The 18,096-nt window shown below is 48.4% G+C and carries 17 protein-coding genes; 16 read left to right on the top strand and 1 reads right to left on the bottom strand.

Annotated features, from left to right (window positions below; genetic code table 11):
* Window positions 1-184: 184 nt before the first annotated feature.
* The 8 genes from fabF (at window position 185) to BFJ94_RS05720 (ending at window position 10,008) form a co-directional block, all read left to right on the top strand.
* Window positions 185-1,420: a beta-ketoacyl-ACP synthase II gene (gene fabF, locus BFJ94_RS05685; RefSeq protein WP_120461787.1), complete on the top strand. Its 1,236-nt coding sequence runs from the start codon at window positions 185-187 to the stop codon at window positions 1,418-1,420.
* Between the two features lie 180 nt (window positions 1,421-1,600).
* Window positions 1,601-2,629 (top strand): UDP-N-acetylmuramate dehydrogenase, encoded by a 1,029-nt coding sequence (gene murB / locus BFJ94_RS05690; protein ID WP_120461788.1) that lies wholly within the window; start codon window positions 1,601-1,603, stop codon window positions 2,627-2,629.
* A gap of 267 nt (window positions 2,630-2,896) precedes the next feature.
* Complete coding sequence (locus tag BFJ94_RS05695) at window positions 2,897-3,274, top strand: hypothetical protein (protein ID WP_120461789.1); 378 nt, start codon at window positions 2,897-2,899, stop codon at window positions 3,272-3,274.
* A 154-nt stretch (window positions 3,275-3,428) separates the two neighbouring features.
* Complete coding sequence (locus tag BFJ94_RS05700) at window positions 3,429-4,466, top strand: hypothetical protein (RefSeq protein ID WP_162944195.1); 1,038 nt, start codon at window positions 3,429-3,431, stop codon at window positions 4,464-4,466.
* Between the two features lie 368 nt (window positions 4,467-4,834).
* Complete coding sequence (locus BFJ94_RS05705) at window positions 4,835-5,980, top strand: TolB-like translocation protein (RefSeq protein WP_120461791.1); 1,146 nt, start codon at window positions 4,835-4,837, stop codon at window positions 5,978-5,980.
* 5 nt (window positions 5,981-5,985) lie between these two features.
* Window positions 5,986-6,846, top strand: coding sequence for an ABC transporter ATP-binding protein (locus BFJ94_RS05710; protein ID WP_120461792.1), 861 nt, complete (start codon window positions 5,986-5,988; stop codon window positions 6,844-6,846).
* A 17-nt stretch (window positions 6,847-6,863) separates the two neighbouring features.
* Window positions 6,864-8,114 (top strand): hypothetical protein, encoded by a 1,251-nt coding sequence (locus BFJ94_RS05715; protein ID WP_120461793.1) that lies wholly within the window; start codon window positions 6,864-6,866, stop codon window positions 8,112-8,114.
* A gap of 1 nt (window position 8,115) precedes the next feature.
* Window positions 8,116-10,008, top strand: coding sequence for an ABC transporter permease (locus BFJ94_RS05720; protein ID WP_120461794.1), 1,893 nt, complete (start codon window positions 8,116-8,118; stop codon window positions 10,006-10,008).
* Here the strand turns inward: BFJ94_RS05720 and BFJ94_RS05725 are convergent.
* Window positions 10,005-10,565 carry an RNA polymerase sigma factor gene (locus BFJ94_RS05725; RefSeq protein ID WP_120461795.1) on the bottom strand — a complete coding sequence of 187 codons (561 nt, stop codon included), beginning with the start codon at window positions 10,563-10,565 and terminating at the stop codon, window positions 10,005-10,007. The two genes, BFJ94_RS05720 and BFJ94_RS05725, sit on opposite strands and share 4 nt — an antisense overlap.
* 182 nt (window positions 10,566-10,747) lie before the next feature.
* Here BFJ94_RS05725 and BFJ94_RS05730 point away from each other — a divergent pair, with 182 nt between their 5' ends.
* The 8 genes from BFJ94_RS05730 (at window position 10,748) to BFJ94_RS05765 (ending at window position 17,831) form a co-directional block, all read left to right on the top strand.
* A complete protein-coding gene (locus BFJ94_RS05730) occupies window positions 10,748-11,461 on the top strand; it encodes a response regulator transcription factor (protein WP_229716972.1) in 714 nt (237 codons plus the stop codon).
* A 4-nt stretch (window positions 11,462-11,465) separates the two neighbouring features.
* Window positions 11,466-12,890, top strand: coding sequence for a sensor histidine kinase (locus BFJ94_RS05735; protein ID WP_120461796.1), 1,425 nt, complete (start codon window positions 11,466-11,468; stop codon window positions 12,888-12,890).
* Between the two features lie 68 nt (window positions 12,891-12,958).
* Entirely contained in the window at window positions 12,959-13,495 is a 537-nt protein-coding gene (locus tag BFJ94_RS05740) for a hypothetical protein (RefSeq protein ID WP_162944196.1), read from the top strand.
* 141 nt (window positions 13,496-13,636) lie between these two features.
* Window positions 13,637-14,758 carry an FtsW/RodA/SpoVE family cell cycle protein gene (locus BFJ94_RS05745; protein ID WP_229716974.1) on the top strand — a complete coding sequence of 374 codons (1,122 nt, stop codon included), beginning with the start codon at window positions 13,637-13,639 and terminating at the stop codon, window positions 14,756-14,758.
* Between the two features lie 61 nt (window positions 14,759-14,819).
* Window positions 14,820-15,437 carry an undecaprenyl-diphosphatase gene (locus tag BFJ94_RS05750; RefSeq protein WP_120461799.1) on the top strand — a complete coding sequence of 206 codons (618 nt, stop codon included), beginning with the start codon at window positions 14,820-14,822 and terminating at the stop codon, window positions 15,435-15,437.
* Window positions 15,438-15,464: 27 nt separating this feature from the next.
* On the top strand, window positions 15,465-16,499 hold the full coding sequence (locus BFJ94_RS05755; protein ID WP_120461800.1) for an LCP family protein: 1,035 nt from the start codon (window positions 15,465-15,467) through the stop codon (window positions 16,497-16,499).
* A 95-nt stretch (window positions 16,500-16,594) separates the two neighbouring features.
* On the top strand, window positions 16,595-16,750 hold the full coding sequence (locus BFJ94_RS05760; RefSeq protein ID WP_120461801.1) for a helix-turn-helix domain-containing protein: 156 nt from the start codon (window positions 16,595-16,597) through the stop codon (window positions 16,748-16,750).
* Between the two features lie 73 nt (window positions 16,751-16,823).
* The gene (locus BFJ94_RS05765; RefSeq protein WP_120461802.1) at window positions 16,824-17,831 is read left to right on the top strand and encodes a phosphotransferase family protein; all 1,008 of its coding nucleotides are present in this window, start codon (window positions 16,824-16,826) and stop codon (window positions 17,829-17,831) included.
* The last annotated feature ends 265 nt before the right edge of the window (window positions 17,832-18,096 follow it).

The following is an 18,096-nucleotide window of genomic DNA, read 5'->3' on the forward strand; positions in this document are numbered from 1 at the left end:
AACATCATTAAGCTGGTACTCTTTATACTATGATAATATACAACTTGTAATAGCATAAATAAAGTGACAAGATGGATAATGGAAGGTGGCTTGTCGCATAAACACGCTAGAATACGATTAGATGAACCATATATTAGGATGTTGGACGAAAGGATTAGGCAAGAGGGGAAAGGATGGATAAGTTATGGAACGAGTAGTGGTTACGGGAATGGGTGTCATCTCTCCAGTCGGTAATGATGTCGAGAGCTTCTGGAGCAGCTTGACACAAGGTAAATCAGGGATTTCACCGATTGATATATTCGATACGTCGGCGCATAAGGCGAAGATTGCCGGGATCGTCAGAGATTTCGACGCTGAAGCGGAGTTCGGCCGTAAGGAGGCCAGACGCATGGATCGCTTCTGCCAGTTCGCGATGGCGGCGGCCGATCAGGCGATGAAGGATTCGCGGTTACAGCTGGGAGAGATCGATCTGCAGCGTATGGGCGTATATGTCGGCTCAGGTGTGGGAGGGATACAGACGCTGCTGGATCAGCATGATCAGCTAAGAAACAGAGGAGCGCAGCGGGTCAGTCCGACACTGGTGCCGATGTTGATCTCCAATATGGCAGCGGCGCTCATTAGCATCAAGTACGGAGCGACCGGGCCGACGATGTCACCGGTTACCGCCTGCTCCGTCGGCAATACAGCGATCGGCGAGGCGACGAGGCTGATTCGCTCTGGCGGAGCCGATATTATCATCGCTGGCGGTACAGAGGCGGCCATTACAGAGATCTCCCTGGCCAGTTTCGCCAATGCCGGGGCTCTATCCACCCGTAATGATGCGCCGCAGCAGGCCAGCAGACCGTTCGACCGTGATCGGGACGGCTTTGTCATGTCAGAGGGGGCGGGGATTCTCGTCTTGGAATCCCTGACGCATGCGCAGCGCAGGAATGCGAGGATATATGCGGAAGTGATCGGCTATGGAGCGACCTCAGATGCTTATCATATGGTAGCCACGCATCCTGAAGGAATCGGGGCCTGCCGCGCCATGGAGCTGGCGCTTAAGGATGCCGGGGTAACGCCTGAGCAGATCGATGTCATCAGCGCTCATGCGACGAGTACAACAATCGGAGATATATCGGAGACAAAAGCGATCAAGAAGCTGTTCGGCGAAGCGGCAAAGCAGGTGCCCGTAACGGCGAATAAATCGATGATCGGCCATCTGCTCGGCGCATCCAGTGCGGTAGAAGCGATAGCTCTCGTCAAGAGCCTGCAGGCTGGTCTCATCCCGCCGACGATTAATCTGGATGAAGTCGATCCGGTCTGTGATCTCGATTATGTTCCGCATGAAGCGAGAAGTAAGGAACTTGAGATCGGCATGTCCAACTCCTTCGGCTTTGGCGGACATAACGCCGTCATTGTGCTGCGAAAATTCAAATAAATTCGAAAGAGAGACCTGAACCGCTTCGCCGGCGTTCAAGGTCTTTCTTTTATGGATCATACCCGTGGGTCGGAAGCGCAAATCAGAAATAAACGCATATCTTGTATAGGAACCCATAACTCTTTATACTTAAAGAATCGCTATGTTAGCGGTTTTTTATTGTTGAAAGGAGACTTACCCATGCTTTGGGAGCACAGACTAACTGAGATATGCAAAGAGAATGAAGATTTGTCTAAATATTCGACTTATGAAATCGGAGGGGTTGCCAGATTCGTAGCCAAGCCTAGACGTACAGAAGAGATTGTCCTGCTATTGGAGCAAGCGAAATCCAGCGGAATGCAAACGGTCATGTTCGGGATGGGCTCCAACTTATTATTGCCCGATCATCCTGATCCAGAGACCTTATATATATCGATGCGCGATCATATAGAAGTCATGCCTAGAGAAGATTTGCTCTATGTATCCGCCGGGACTCCATTATCCCTGCTGTCCTTATTCGGCGAGTTAAGCGGATTTACCGATTATCATTTTACTTTTCTGCTGCCTGGAACCTTAGGCGGGGGCGTCTATATGAACGCCAAATATTTTGACAATGTGATGTGTAACTTCCTGGATACGGTATACTATATCGATCTGGATGCGCCAGGGAGAGGGATTCAGAGCATTAAGGTAGAGGACTGCGAATTCGCTTATAAACAGTCGATCTTCCAGCATCGTCCCTGGTTCATTACTGGTGCGGATTTGAAGCTCAAATCGGAGGGGGCGGCCTTTCATTATGAACGGATCGAAGCATATTTGAATCAACCGTTCGTTCGTGAGAGCATCGACAATTCCAGTCTCAGCTCCTTCTACAGCTTCTATCGCAGCTATCTGACCCGACTTGAGCAGCAGCAACTCTCTGTTCCAGAGGCGATGATGAATGTCGTCCACGACCGGACGGGGAAGAAGCACTTCGACTATCCTTCCTGCGGCTCGGTCTTCAAGAATGATTATTCCATCGGGACACCGGTCGGGAAGCTGGTGGAGAGTATCGGCCTGAAGGGAACAGCACGGGGGAACGCGATGATCTCGCCCGTACATGGCAATGTTATTCAGAACCGCGGCGGCGCCAAGGCTGCTGACGTGATTGAATTGATTAAGCTCGTCCAGGACGCTCTTCACCAGAACTATCACTTTGTACCAGAACCAGAGCTGGTTATTGTGAAATAGGAATAGCTTACATCTGCGCCTCAGCCGTAAATTAGCGGTTGGGGCTTTTTTTGCAATCGTCCAAAAATTATTTTACAAAATAATGTGATTTCACCAGTTTTGTGCAATGTAATCATATGAAAGGTATATTTTGTAAGACATACTATCATTTGGGGTGTTTTAAGAGTAGGAGCAGTAAGAGACTAGCATTTCAGTCAGAATGAATCGCGGGTGCACTTATTAAGTAATATATAGAAATCTATTTAAGAATGAGAGGGAGATAGGTGTATGAAAAATTTAAAAGTTAAAGTTCTAGGTGCCGCAGTTGCAGTTATGGTTATGGCCTTTGCCGGAAGCGCAAGCGCTGAATCGGTCAATACAAGTGAATTTGGCAAATTTACTTATACTCTGACGAAGAGTGGATCATCCGTGACAGCTAATACATCTATCGCGAAATATAAATCTTCCACGAAAGTAATCACCGCCTTGGAAGTTCAGGATAATGCAACAGGCAAGACGATCGGAAAAGTAACAAGAACAGAAACAGGTAAAAGCTCCTCATCGATCAGTGTAACTAATCTTACGGCGAAGAAGCTGGCTGCATTCAGTGCACATGAAGCAAGAGGCAACGGCAGTGTTGCTAAATATTTGGCAAAAACGTTCTAATCTTTCAAACATATTCGTAGATTTAAGTTGATGAATATCCATATTACTTAATAGTGTGCCGAAATAGCATGACGATGTAGGTGGAGTATCACTTACAGAGTCATGCTAGTTTTTCTAGTTGAAGGAAATTACTATAATTACTAGGAGTGTTAATGTGAGGAAAATAGTGCTTGCTATAATGATGTCGGTCAGTCTATGTCTCCTGCTTGCGGGCTGTTTTGGATCAGCCAAAGAAACGACGGTAAATAACAACCTCAACTCGTCGCCTGGGGAGGATTCCCCGGCAGATATATTTGCAAACGATCCTTCGCAGATTGGGATGGGCATGTTCAGTTACGGAATTGTGGCGCCTAATGATGATCAGCAGGTGTATGAGTATACAGGCGAGGAAGTTCATATCCCTTTTAAAGTGACCGGTCTTGATGAAGAAGTCAGCTCCGACTTCGGCTTGCTGGTATTCGTGGATGGATTGGCACAGCCATACAGAATCCAGGCGAATCCTGCTGAACCGAGTGCAGAACAGCTGATGCATAAGTTCTCGCTCAAGTATGAGGAGACAGAAGAGTTCGACATCGTGTTCACACCGGTCTCCGGGCAAAAAGGCGATAAGGTCGGCGTCGTATTCGCCACGATTCTTCAGCCCGATTACAAGCCTGAGAATGAGAATAAGCCCAATTATGGGATCTATCATAGCTTAAGTGCGACTTTATCGCAGGAAATTGAATTCCAGGCGGATCTGAGCGGAGATAAGATGCTGCAGCCTTATAAGGATGCGGTTACCGAGGATATCCCGGAAGAAATCAAAAATCAGGCAGAAACGGTTCTGACGGATGGGAGCTCCGATTATCTCGATGAGACGACGGTAAATGAGCTGCTGCCGGAAGATCCCGATCAAAATCTGATTACCGCAGCTAACGGAAAGGCTAAACTGAAATTCCGCATATATGGCGGATTGGAGACTACTTATCGCACCACGATCTTTGTAAATCATACGCCGGTTCAGGTGAAGGGCGCTGATTATATCGAGACTACGCTGCAGAAGGGGAAGATGAATACCGTCGAGATCGAATTGGATACGAGTGCTTATGATAAGCTGAACACGATTTATGCGATCTCCGTCGTTTCCGGCAAAGACTATTTAACGAACAACAACTCTCCACTCAAGACTAAATCGCTGCTGTTGTATAATTGAACTGAATTTAGCTGCGGAGACGCAGCTATTTTTGGTTTCAGGGTGAAAAGCCTGCATTTTGCAGTTTTCGAGCTTATGCGAGGGGCACGGACAGGAACAGACAGTCATTTTATCCAAAATATTGATTATAATACATTTATATGTTACTATTTATCGTGTGTAATCAAATTAATGGTAATTATTATATTATATTCCATATCACAATTTTATGTAATCACACCATCACCAGGTCCTTACGCATCTATCACTCTACTAATCTTCCTCACATAACTATTAACGTTATTAGACTCCACGATGTTGCAGACGAGAATTCTCACCTATCGCTACATTTCAGTATTTGCTAACCCAATAAAGGATGTGGATGAACTATGAAAAAACTCAAAAATCCCCCTCTTTTGGCGCTGCTCATTCTGCTAGGCGCTGTTTTGCTGCTTACAGGTTGTTTCCAGGATAAGCCCAAGCCCTCCCCGGGGGAAGAGATCAAGAATGTGGATACCATCGGCAAGGAAATAAATAGTGAGAATAAAGTTACAAGCCAATCCCGCGAGTTAAAATTCGACTATAAGACGAATCAGCTTATTCTGTTAGATCTTGCGGCGAATGCTGAGTTGGAAGCTATTACGCTGGATCAAAAGAGCTTCGCCAAGAACATTGCGAGCTGGGATCAAGGCTATGCCGTGGAGGTGCTATTGGCAGATGAACCGGTGAATGTAAAGCGCTCATCCGAACTGGAAATCATCTCAACTCCGCAAGATATTCACGGCAAGCTGCTGCAGATTTATGATGAGGAATTGAAGCTGCAGAAGGAAATCGACCTGACCTCCGTCCTGCCGCAGGAGTTGCTTGAGAATGAGCCGTTCATGGCAGTCTCCAGCGACGGCAGTAAGATCGCCTGGGCCAGCACTACGAACCTCTATTTATATGATATCGCCAGCGGAAATTTCAGTAGGATCGTAGATGAGACGAATAATCCAGTAAGTCTGGAGAAAATCGCTTTTACGAAGGATAATGCTAGAATCGTCTTCTTCGGCAGTCAGGCGGATCATGATGAAGCTGAATTTAGCTATGGATTTATTGAACTAGCCTCCCCGAAAATCAAACTGCATACTTACAAGCGATTCCTGGGCACGGATATTCAAATATCGGAGCCATATGCCAGCTTTACCGATGTTATTAATCCTATTAACGATACATCCAGCGGTCAGGTTCTGCTGCTTGACTGGCATACAGGAGAGGCTTCTTCGTTGCAGGTGGATGGGGATGAGAGCACGATGGCCAGAGTGACCGAGGATGGAAAATATCTGCTTGCGGTGAAAAAGCAAGACGCGAGCTACCGCATCCGCCAGTACGAACTGAAGACAGGTGATGTAGTCAAGGAAGAGGACTACCACCCAGCGCAGAAGGTGAGCGAGGTATACCGCATCGAGCCTGCCGTCAATCCGAATGAATATAGCATGATCCTGTTCACCGAGGATGGCAAATATGATTTGTTTTCATTTATAAGTGAGGAATGATAGGAATGGAACTGAGATTGGAGCATATCAAGAAGCGGTATGGCAAGCAATGCGCTCTGGATGATTTTGGCGCTACGCTCTCGGAAGGGGTCTACGGGCTGTTAGGCCATAACGGGGCGGGCAAGACAACGCTGATCAGCATTCTGATCGGAATCCTCGAGGCTACTGAAGGCAGAATATTGCTGGATGGAGTCGATGTGAAGCAGATGGGGACCCGGTATTTGGACCGCATCGGCTACTTGCCCCAATACCCTCTATTCTATAAGAACTTCCGCACCGATGAATTTCTGAAATATATGTGCGCCCTGAAGGCGATCCCCCGGAGTCTGGTGAGCAGCCGCATCGAAGAAGTGCTGGAGCAGGTCAATCTTACCGCTGCCTACAAGAAGAGAGTCGGCGCACTGTCGGGCGGGATGAGACAGCGGCTCGGCATCGCCCAGGCGATTCTGAACAGGCCGGATATTCTCGTGCTCGACGAACCGACCGCCGGGCTTGATCCGGGCGAGCGAATCCGCTTCCGCAACATTATCTCCCGCTTGTCCAAGGACAAGCTGGTGCTGCTGGCCACTCATATCGTGCCCGATGTAGAGCATATCGCCAAGGAGATCCTGATTTTAAATAAAGGCAGGCTCGTGATGCAAGGTTCCCCAGAGCAGCTAGAGAAGCAAGTCGAGGGGAAGGTGTGGGATGTGATTGTGGCTGAGGATGAAATAGAAGAATGGGTCGAAAGCTACCAGGTCAGAAATGTGAAGCGGCTGGATGGCGAATTCCTGCTGCGGATTGTCAGTGATGAAGCCCCGTCGGGGAGGAGCCACCAGGTTCGACCTTCCCTGGAGGACGTATTTCTATCTATTTTCGAAAAATAAATTAGGAGTACACGTGTATGCTAAGGCTTGTCTATTATGAGATCCGTAAAAACTATTTAAGAAGCTATGTATTGGCTGCCATCCTCCTGTTCCTGGTGCTCAATGCCTGCATGATCTATCGGGGCTATGTAAGCGGCGATGGGTTAATGGGCTACTTCATGCCGCATACCCGCGACACGAAGGTGGAATGGGATTTCTATCATCGGATGCATCGGCAGCTGGATGGTCCGTTAACGGCCGACAAGGCCCGTTACGTCAGTGATGAATATGAGCGGTTAAGCGCTCTGACAGCAGATGGAACCTATAATGAGCAAGGTCAGACGGATACGTACACCGGACATATCTGGAATGACTATGTGATGATCACGAAATACTTCTATGAACCTATGAAATATGCAGCAAGCTATGAGAAGGAAATCGAACAGGTCGTCGTGAAAGCCAAGGACAATGTAAGCTTCTACCAAAATTATAATAACAGCTACGAGCAAGCGAAGAATAAGTATATTCAGGATCATTACAGCGGAAGGAAGATCCCTGTTTTTTATGATGGCAAGCCGTGGGAGCTGCTGTTCAATTACCGTTTCTCGGATCTGCTGATCCTGCTGCTTATGCTTCTGGGGCTTGTGCCGATCTATGCCCATGAGAAAGAGACCAAGATGGATGATTTAATGATGTCTAGTCGCAGAGGAAAGGGAAATATGGGCCTCGCCAAGGTGCTGTCGGCATTCATCTATATAGCCTGCTTGCTACTGATGTTCTCCGGTGTGAATCTGGCGACATTCGCCGCTCTTTATCGGCTCTCCGGGGCCGGCATGCCGGTCTATGCCATTGAAGCTTATCAATATACGCCTGTTTCGCTCTCGGTCGGGGGTTTTTATATTTTATTAATCTTATTGAAAATGATCGGACTTGCTGTGGCCGGACTTGGGCTCTGTCTGCTGTCTGCATTATTCCAGCGCGTGATCTATCCGTATCTACTGGGCGTGCTGCTGTTCATCAGCGGGCTTTATGCTAGCGGTTACCTCGCTTCCGTTGAAGCGGGATATATGGTCTGGGCCTTGGTCAGTCCGTTCAGCTTGCTTAAAGGTCATGAGCTACTCATCGACTTGCTTGGGGTGAATATCGGGTATACCTTCGTGCTCAGATTAACCGTCTGCGTTATTCTACAGCTGATTATCTCTATCGTGCTGTATGGGGTGATCCGCCTATTTAGCACCTCAAGCCGATTTAGCCGGAGTACAGGGTTCGCCGTAAAGGAGGGGGCTTAATATGCTGTATCCAGAATGGCATAAATTATTGATCAAGCAAAAAGGACTGCTCATCCTCGGCTTGATGATCCTGATTAAGATCGCCCTGACCCTGCAGCAAGGCTATGATTCAAGCCTGATCATTAATCGGAACCCGGAGGGCTACGCCGCCTATATGAATCAGTATGAAGGCAAGCTGACGGCAGAGAAGGAGCAGCGCTTGCAAGCAGAGTATTATGCGGTCGTCCATGCTGGCGCGGAGCTGGATGAACTGGCGCGGCAGTGGAAAGACGGAGAAATCACACAGGAAGCCTATGAATCATCGAGCAAGCAATACTATGAGCGAATGAAGAACAGTGCGGTATTCAACGTAATCTATAATCAGTATTACTATGCCAAGGAGGCGCCGGAAGAGCGGTATCTGATGGATGAGAGAGGGTGGAGCACGCTGCTCGGTCATAGCAAGCCCGACTTCGTGCTGCTGCTTAGTCTGATTATTGTGTTGACCCCGTTATTTTGTCATGAATATGAGAGTGGGATGGATGCCTTGCTGCTGTCGAGCTCCCGAGGAAAATATCGGACTGGTGCTGCGAAGCTGGTGATCGGGGCGATGTTGGCGATGATCGTTACTATGATCTTTACCTTCATTGAATATCTCTGCCTGGATGGTATGATCGGTCTGCCGCATGGGAGCTTCCCACTTCAGAGTCTCGAGTTCTTCGCCAATAGCGAGTATCCTGTCACGCTGAAGCAGGCATTCTTGGCCCTTTTGCTGATCCGCATAGTCGGGGCAGTTTTATTCGCCGGATGCATCGCTTGCGTGGGTATTCTCAGCAAAAGGTCAATCATCACTCTTTTTACATGCAGCGTTCTGATCTTCTTACCTTACATCCTGTTCCCGGAGAAATCCCTGCTCTATTATCTCCCGCTGCCCTCGGGCCTGCTCGCGGGTACGGGCTATCTATGGGGAACGGTCTACGAGAGCGCTTATAGCGATCAAGGCACGGTGGAGAAGTTCGTGAAATTCCAGGCGATCGGCAGGGGCGTGTTCCTGCTGCTGATGATCGGATATATCGTAGAGATCGCCTTGCTCTATCTATATAGTCTGAAGAAATACTCAAGGTATATGCTAAGATCGCGGTTGCGCTATAAGAAGCAGACTAAGCTCCCATTGCCACTTAGCCTGCTGATCATCGGCTTTCTGATCCTCACCGGTTGTGATAGTCGGGGAAAGGTGGAAGATGTCTTTAGTTTCGATGCGGGGGAATTGCGAAATTATGGGGAGACCGCCGAGTATGCGATTCAGCTGGATGAGGAGCAGAGCCTGATTACGGCCCGACATCTCGCTACAGGTGAAGAAATTCTGCTAACGCGCGAACCCTTCCGGCAAGAAGGCATGATCTCGACCATCTTCGTCCGCGATGATTGGTGCTATTATGTCACCCAAACCTTGGGCAAGGAAGGAATCCGCATCTATGGTATCGATCTGAAGAACTTCCACCAGAAGCTCATATATAACAGTCTGCGCGAGAATACCGAGGATTTCTTCGGTCTTGTATCCGAGCAGCAGGATATGGAACAGATAAGCAGGAACATCTCGCCCGTGTACAGCCTGATTCTGAATCCAAATTATATCTATTATGTAGTGGATGCGGAACTGGTGCAGATTCAGCGGAGTACAGGCCGTGAGAAGGTGATAGCGCGTGATGTACGAGCCGGACTGGCGCTAGCTTATTACAATGGGGCTATCTACTATATAGATCATCAGTACCGGCTCAATGTATATAAGGAACTGGATGGCAAGGTACATCCGCTGGAATCGATCTACACCGATCAATTTCATATTAAAAACGGAGAACTGCAATATAGAAGCTTGCTAGATGACAAGCGGCTTCAGTCTTATGACCTGCCCTAGTCAAGATGATCGCTGTAATGCTCATGAATGATCATCTTGATTTTCTTCTTCAAGCGATGAATTCTGGTCGTGGTGGCAGTGACGGTAATCCCATACTTCTCAGACAAGCTTGATACAGACATTCGGTTCTGATAGTAGTCGGTATATAATTCATATTCCTTCTCATTAAGCCTGCCCAGAATCTCACTACAGAGCGCTTCATAATTGATGTGCTCATGAAAAAGACGCTCCAGATCCTGATCCAGCTCCATTAAACTGTTGGAAATCGTCTCATCGAGAATGACCTCACGCCTTTTCTTCGCGTACATGCTCCTGTAGGAGTGATTGATCATATTCCGTGCTGTAGTATATAACCAGCCTTCGATGTTAGGATGAGATCTTAAGCGGGAGATTTGCCGATGAGCCTCGAGAAAAGTGTTCTGCGTGCAATCTTCTGCCAGATCAGACAGCTCGTTCTGCCACTTTACGCGTTTTTGGCAGTAGGTATAAATGCGTTTGTAATACTTATTGTAGAGTTCCTCAGTAAAAGTCCCTTCGCTTCGTGACAATCTGTACAATAGAATTCGGCCCCCGATCTATTAAATTCTCTTTTTTTCTATATCTGCAAAAAACTAGTATATGATAATTGTACCATATATTTGTATAAAGTTCGCTTATTTTTGACAAGACTATCTATTTCGAGTAATATCCACTTTATCGTAGAAGGTGATAGGACCTTACTAGCATCCATGGTTGGGAGGTGCAAATCCTGGATACTATAACGCGCAATCAAGTATTGATCGGGGAAGATGATGATCATATTCGCCGGTTTATCTCTATTAATTTGACCCATAGCGGATTTATCGTACATGAGGCTTCTTGCGGAGCGGCGGTCATCGAGAGCTACCAAACGAATAAGCCCGATGTAATCATTCTCGATATTATGCTGCCCGATGCCGATGGCTTCGACATTTGTCGAAGGATCAGGGAAGAGGACCCAGGGGTCATCATCGTCTTCCTGACAGCACGCGGGCAGGATCTTGACAAGATCAAGGGGCTTGAAATCGGAGCCGATGATTATATCGTCAAGCCGTTTAATCCTCTAGAACTGGTAGCTCGGATTCATGCGATACTGCGCCGTACTGACATTAGCGTGCGAACGCAGCGGCAGGTTCTCCAGTCTGGACCGATCCGCCTCGATCTCGATTCCAATCGCGTATTCAAGCAGGATGAGATCATCGAGCTGACGCCGAAGGAGTTCCAGATGCTGCGGACCTTTCTCGAACAGCCTGATACGGCTTTGTCACGAAATGAATTGTTGAATCTCGTATGGGGGGAGGATTTCGTCGGCGATCCGAAGACGGTCGATGTCCATGTGCGCAAGCTTCGCGAGAAGATGGAGGACGACTGCTCCCATCCTCGCTGGATTGAGACGGTATGGGGACTCGGATATCGCTGGAGGAAGGACGAATAAGGCGATGAGTATACAGAAGAGATTAGTAGGAAGCTATGTGGTCGTTATCTTTCTTACCGTTCTGATTCTGGAGATCTTTCTGATCGCCTCCGTCAGATTTTATTATTTACATAATGTGGAGCGGATTCTGATTAATCAAGCAGAGCTATCTGCTTCTTTTTTTCAGCAATATTTCGCCGAAGAGGATCTGGAGAGTCAGTCTGAGCGTCTATTGAAGGGGTTCGTGTATAATTCAGATGCCCAGGTTCAGATTATCACCGCATCCGGCCAACTGCTTCAGGATTCTAATGGGTACGAGAGAAGCATGGGCAGCATCTCCATGGTCGAATATCCCGATGTTCAAGTAGCCATGACCGGCACGCCCGGAGTATGGAGGGGGAAGGACCCGCTCACCCATGAACCGGTCTTAGCCGTCTCTTACCCGCTGAAGAAGTATGAAGCGGATGTAACGCTCGGTGAGGTCCGATTCGCTACTTCCTTGACGACGACGCTGCATACGGTCAAGCAGATTACACTGATTCTGATCTTGGTCGGACTGCTCGTTCTCGCGATCGTTACGCTGCTTGGGATGCTCCTGTCCTGGACCATCACCCGCTCGATCAAGGATCTCAAGCAGGCTGCCGACCGCATGACAGAAGGAGATTTCGATATACGTGTGCGTAAGCGTTATCAGGATGAGCTCGGCTCTCTGGCGGATACTTTGAATATGATGGCCGCAAGAATCCTGAAGACCGAGCAGCTCAAGAATGATTTTATCTCTTCGATCTCGCATGAGCTAAGAACACCGCTTACCTCGATCAAGGGCTGGGTGATCACTTTGAAGGCCAACGGGAAAGATAATCAGCTTCTGATGGAGGAAGGGCTGGATATTATCGAGTCGGAGAGCGAGCGGTTGACTCATTTGGTGGATGAGCTGCTGGATTTCTCGAAGCTGGACAATGGAAGAATTACCCTCCAGCTCAGTCCGGTTCATCTCCAAGCCTTGCTTCAACAGATGGGCAAGCAGCTTGGTCCTAGAGCTGACAGGCAAGGGCTCGCATTGGAGATACAAGTCGATGAGCAGATTCCTCCTATCCAAGCTGATGTAAACCGTCTGAAGCAGGTGCTGATTAATTTGCTGGATAATTCGTTCAAGCATACCGATCCGGGCGGCCTCATCCTGGTGAGCGCACATATGAAGCAAGGGCAAGCCTTGATTCGGGTGAAGGATACGGGGAGTGGGATCGCCGAGGATAAGCTGGCTCATGTGCTGCATCAATTCTATAAGGCGGATCAGCATGCGGCAGGCAGCGGCTTGGGTCTGGCCATATCAGATCGCATCATTCGACTGCATCGCGGAGAATTAAGAATCAGCAGTACGGTGGGAGAGGGGACGACGGTCGATATCATCCTGCCTGTCGAAAATCAGCGAAATTTAACTATTTCATAACCACTTTGGACGAAAGGATCATTACAATAGATATTAACCTTGGATACGCAGGGGGGATGATCATCAGCATGCTTAGTAAATTAGGTCGAACCGGAATGATATTAATGCTGTCAGGGCTGCTTGGAGGATGTGGGATTCCCGCGATGCCAGCCGATATGATCAGGCCTCCTGTATCTGCTAGTCGTCTTCAACAGGACAATACCAGCCGCGAGCTTATTCAACTGCTGCCGAAGCAGGCGCAGGTTATTGTACCGATGCAGAGCAATCTGGGGCAGACCATCTCCTATGGAGATATGGATGGAGACGGGGTCGATGAAGCGGTCGTGGTATACGAGGAGAATCTTCCGTCCGGCAGAGCCCTTAAGGCCGCCTTATTCCGGCAGCAGAACGATCGGTGGCAAATTTTATCGGAAATCAAGGGCTTTGGATACGGGGTTGAGTATGCCGGATTTCCGGATACGAACCGCGATGGACGATCCGAGCTTGCTCTTAGCTGGTCGCTGGGAGAGGCTGGGAATGGACTGGATATTTATGAATTAGATGATAATGGCTTGAGGCTTGTTAAGAAAAAGCAAGAATTCCGTGGAAAGGTTGAGCTGGATTAATCGATATAGCTATATCAAACACGGGTAGTCCGTCCGGGGCACAGGTCTTGAATCAAGACGTGTTCGCGCTCAGTGGACTATTTGTGATGCCCATTTTTATGTCTATACATCTACATGTCTACGAGGATAGAGGTCATAGTAATGCTTAAGCGCAAAATTGAAAAGCTGGATAAATTCATTCTATTCATTCTCGTCTGTCTCGTAGCCTGCGGAACCCTCTCGATCTATGAGGCTACTAGAGATACGAAGCTGGAAGGGCTTCATATCAACAACTTATATCTGTTTGCGTTCTTTTGCATACCGATGCTGGTGATCTTCTGGATCGATTATAAGGCTCTGTTGGGAAAAATATTGTACATCGGCTACGCCATGGGCATAGGCTTGCTCATCGCGCTGAAGTTTGCGGGCGAGAACATCAATGGAGCGGTGCGCTGGCTGAACATCGGTCCCTTTCAGCTCCAGCCCTCCGAGCTCGTCAAGATATTCACCATCCTGCTCGCTGCTCAGCTGCTGAGTAGAAGACAGGGGGAACAGCTTCGTCTATTCAAGGATTTGCTGCCCGTCTGCATCGTTTTCATGATCCCGACCATCCTGATTATGAAGCAGCCGGATCTGGGGACTGCGCTTGTGTTTATCGGCGTGTTAATCAGCATGCTGTGGATGGGCAATATCCGCTTACTTTACATGATCCTGTTCATCTCCATTATGGTCACTGCGATCGTGACTATATTTTGGCTGTACAATGCGAACCAGGAATTGCTGGCCAGATTTGTGGAGCCGCATCAGATGTCGCGGATTCAGACCTTCCTTGATCCCGCAAGCGATCCTGATAAATCATGGCATGTCAAAAACGCGATGCGCGCCATTAGCTCGGGCGGCTTGAGTGGAGGCGATGGATATTACATCGAGAAGGGCTTCATTCCCTATGCCTATTCGGACTCGATCTATGTCGTCATCGGTGAGAATTACGGGTTTTTAGGATCGGCGGTCCTGCTTGTGCTGTATTTTCTGCTCATTTATCGGATGATTCAAATTGTCATCGAAAGTCAGGATTACGCCGGGGCTTACATTGTCATCGGGATTGTGGGCATGCTGGCTTTTCAAATCTTCGTGAACATCGGCATGTTAATCGGTTTAGTTCCGCTGACGGGGATCTCATTGCCATTCATCAGCTATGGCGGCAGCTCTCTGTTCAGCAATATGCTCGCGATCGGGCTGGTGCTAAGCGTTCACGCTCATAATAGCAATCAGGCCTCTTCATAGGATTTCAAGCACCACACAGATTTACTATTATCTACTACTTATCAGGAAGAAGGGTTGAATATTGAGTTTTTTCCAAATAGATACGCTTATATTCGAAGCGATTAATCAGTTATCTGTATCACTAGATGCACTGAATCCATTGATGCGCTTTCTGTCCAAACAGGCGGAATATCTCTTCTATCTCGGAATCATCATCTATTGGTTCGCTGGCGGGCGGGAGAACAAGAAAATGGTCATCGTAGCGCTCGCTGCCGCCTGCATCGGCTTTGGAGCCGGAGAAGTGCTGTCTCATTTATTCTATCGGGACAGACCCTTCGTCGCGATGGAGGTGCATCAATTAATCTCCCATGCTGCGAACGCCTCATTTCCTAGCAATCATTCCATCGGCTCCTTTGTCATCGCCACCGCCATTTGCCTGTATCGGCATAAGGATGGCATTCTGTGGCTTCCGCTCGCCAGTCTGATCGCCTTCTCCCGCATCTGGAATGGGGTTCACTTCCCATCTGATGTGGTAGGAGGGGCACTGATCGGTGTCATCAGCGCAATTCTAGTCCATCAACTCGTTCGTCATTGGGCCTTCGCCCGCAAGTGTACGGACGCCTGTCTGGGTTTATATGATAGCCTTTGGAGCAAGGCAGGTCTGCCTCGCTCGCAGAATCAGTCGTCACGTATAGACTAATAAGGCAACATCGAATTGGAGGAAGCTATGTTTTACATCAGCAAAAAATTGACCGTACGTAAAGCCCTGAAAGCGTTTGTAGCCGTATTCGTCATACTGATTCTCGGGGCTTGCAGCTATGCCGGATATCTCTATTACAAGGCGGATCATGCGATACAGCAAATATCTGCCGTGGAAAAGCCTGTTGAATCGCCGGATGCAGGTGATGTGGGGGTGCCCCCGCTTGAGCCAGCTCCGGATCTGAAACCGATGATTTTGCTCTTGGCAGGCATCGACAGCCGGGAGGGCGGGGAAGGGATGATGAACACGGATGTGCTGATGCTGGTAAGCTATAACCCTGATACCCGTTCAGCCAGCTTCCTGTCGATCCCGCGGGATTTAAAGATCAAGACGAAATCATCATCATCCCGCAAGGCTAATTATTATTATGCTCATTACTATATTAAGGATAAATCTCAGGCTATGGCAAATACGAAGCAATTGTTCAGTGAGATGTTCGATCTGCCGATCGACTATATGGTCGTGGTCAATTTCGATGCTTTGCGCCAGACGGTGGATGCGCTGAATGGACTGCAGATCGATGTTGAAATGGATATGAAGTATCGCGATACGGCAGACGGGACGAATATTGACCTGCACAAGGGGCTGCAGAAATTGGATGGTCAGCAGGTGCTCGACTACGTACGCTATCGCAAATCTAACCAAGGCACCCAGGAGTCTTCCGACTTCGCGCGCAATCAGCGACAGCAGAAGGTGATCAAGCAGATTTTGGAGAAGATGAGCGCCTTGAGCGGGGTTAGCCAATGGGGGGCCATCCTGGATATTATCGGGGATAATGTCGTCTCGGACATTCCGGAGTCTCTGCTGCGTCAAGGAATCTTCAATTTCTCCAGTCTGAAGCCGGATCAAATTCAGTCTTTGCATATGGATAGCACCTGGAAGAGTCCCTTTGTCTATGTGAAGCAGTCTGATCTTTACGATGCGCTGGCGACATTGAGGGAAGAAGCCGGGCTTGATAAGGACAGTCACCCACAGTTCGAATCGATTGGCACATTGAATTAGGGTAGGCTGATGCTGCTTCCGGCTCGGCTCCAATGTATTGTAAAAACACGACAAGTACCACGGTTTCCGATAAAGTCAGGAGTTGATCGATCATCATGCCTGCCGAGACGATGGATCGCCAGATGCCAATCGATCTGACGCAGTTAGCTATGGAGCTGGGGGATCATGATCAGTCGCATTTTATTAAGGATTTCAAAGCGGTCGTCGGCTGTACACCGGATGAATACCGCAGAAACTTGCGGGACAGCTGAGATCTACTGATGGAATTGTAGTAAAATATATAGTTGAATATCGTTGATAGATTATATAGGGGGGTGAACGGCTGTGACGACGGAAATATTTTTCTCTTCTCCTAAGCTGGGAGAGATAACAGGGAAGCAGCTGCAGTTGATGCTGCATCGCTTCCATCTGGGCGAATTGATCTCATATGCGCCTACCTCGAAAGGGGTTGGCCAACAGACCTTGTTCCTGCAATCCACTACAGGGGAGTATGTGTTGAAGGGAAATCCGCTCTATCCTGGGCAATTCATCGAGGAGAAGTATTATATCGAGCACTTGCGATCAACCACATCATTGCCGATTCCGCCGCTATATATTGTGGATGAAGCAGAGGACATCTTCGGCTGGTCCTATGCCATCATGTCCCGACTGCCAGGATTGCATTTGAGTGATCCCGCTGCGTATGCCGGGCTGAACGAAGTCGAACGGGAAGCAGTTGCCTTATTGCTGGCGGACACATTAGCGCAAATGCAGTGCTGGAAAGTTGATCGCTGTGGAGAGTATAAGCCGCTGGAGGGGAGAATCATAGAATTCTCCGCAGGATATACCGCCTGGCTTTATGAGCGGATCAGGTACTGGTTAGCCGATGCGAAGAATTATTCTACAGTTACGGAGCAGGACCTCGCATGGGTGGAGGAAGTATTGAGCAGTGCAGAGTTGGCCTTTAACGAGCTTTCTGCTCCAGTCTACGTCATGGGGGACTATAAGCTGGACAATCTGCTCTTCCAGCCTCAAGCCGATGGATGGCGGCTATCGGGTCTATTTGATTTCACTAACGGCTACTTCGGCGACGGCTTGGCGGATGTAAGCCGAATTATGACCATGTATCTGGACCGGGGAGAAGTCGAGGCGGCCACCCAGTTCATCAAACGCTACTATCTTAATTCAGAATCCAAAGCTGGCTTCAAGGAACGCTATCGGGTCCATATCCTGCACCAACGGGTGCTGGATTGGGGCTGCGCCTATGCGATTAATCAAGTCACCTGGGGCAGAGAACTTTCCTTTGCCGATTGGGCTTCAGAATTTATAGATTTACCGGTAGGGGTGGAGTAATTGTCCATCAGGCCATCGGCTACGCTCACCGACCAGATCGGCTCGAAAATCGGAAATTCCTGCAAAAGTGCAGGCTTTTCAATCCCAAACCGCCTCTTCTGGATAAATACCTGCAAATATGCAGGTATTTCCTTATATTTTGGCTAAATCAAGCCTATACGGAGAAAAAAGATGCATTTTCGCAGGAATTTACTCTTTTAGGACGAATATCAGCAAAATTCCTGCATAATCGCAGGCTTTTCCGGAAGACGCCCTAACGCCGCTC

The sequence above is a fragment of the Paenibacillus aceti genome, from assembly GCF_003614185.1.
In the GTDB taxonomy this organism is placed as follows: Bacteria; Bacillota; Bacilli; order Paenibacillales; family Paenibacillaceae; genus Fontibacillus; species Fontibacillus aceti.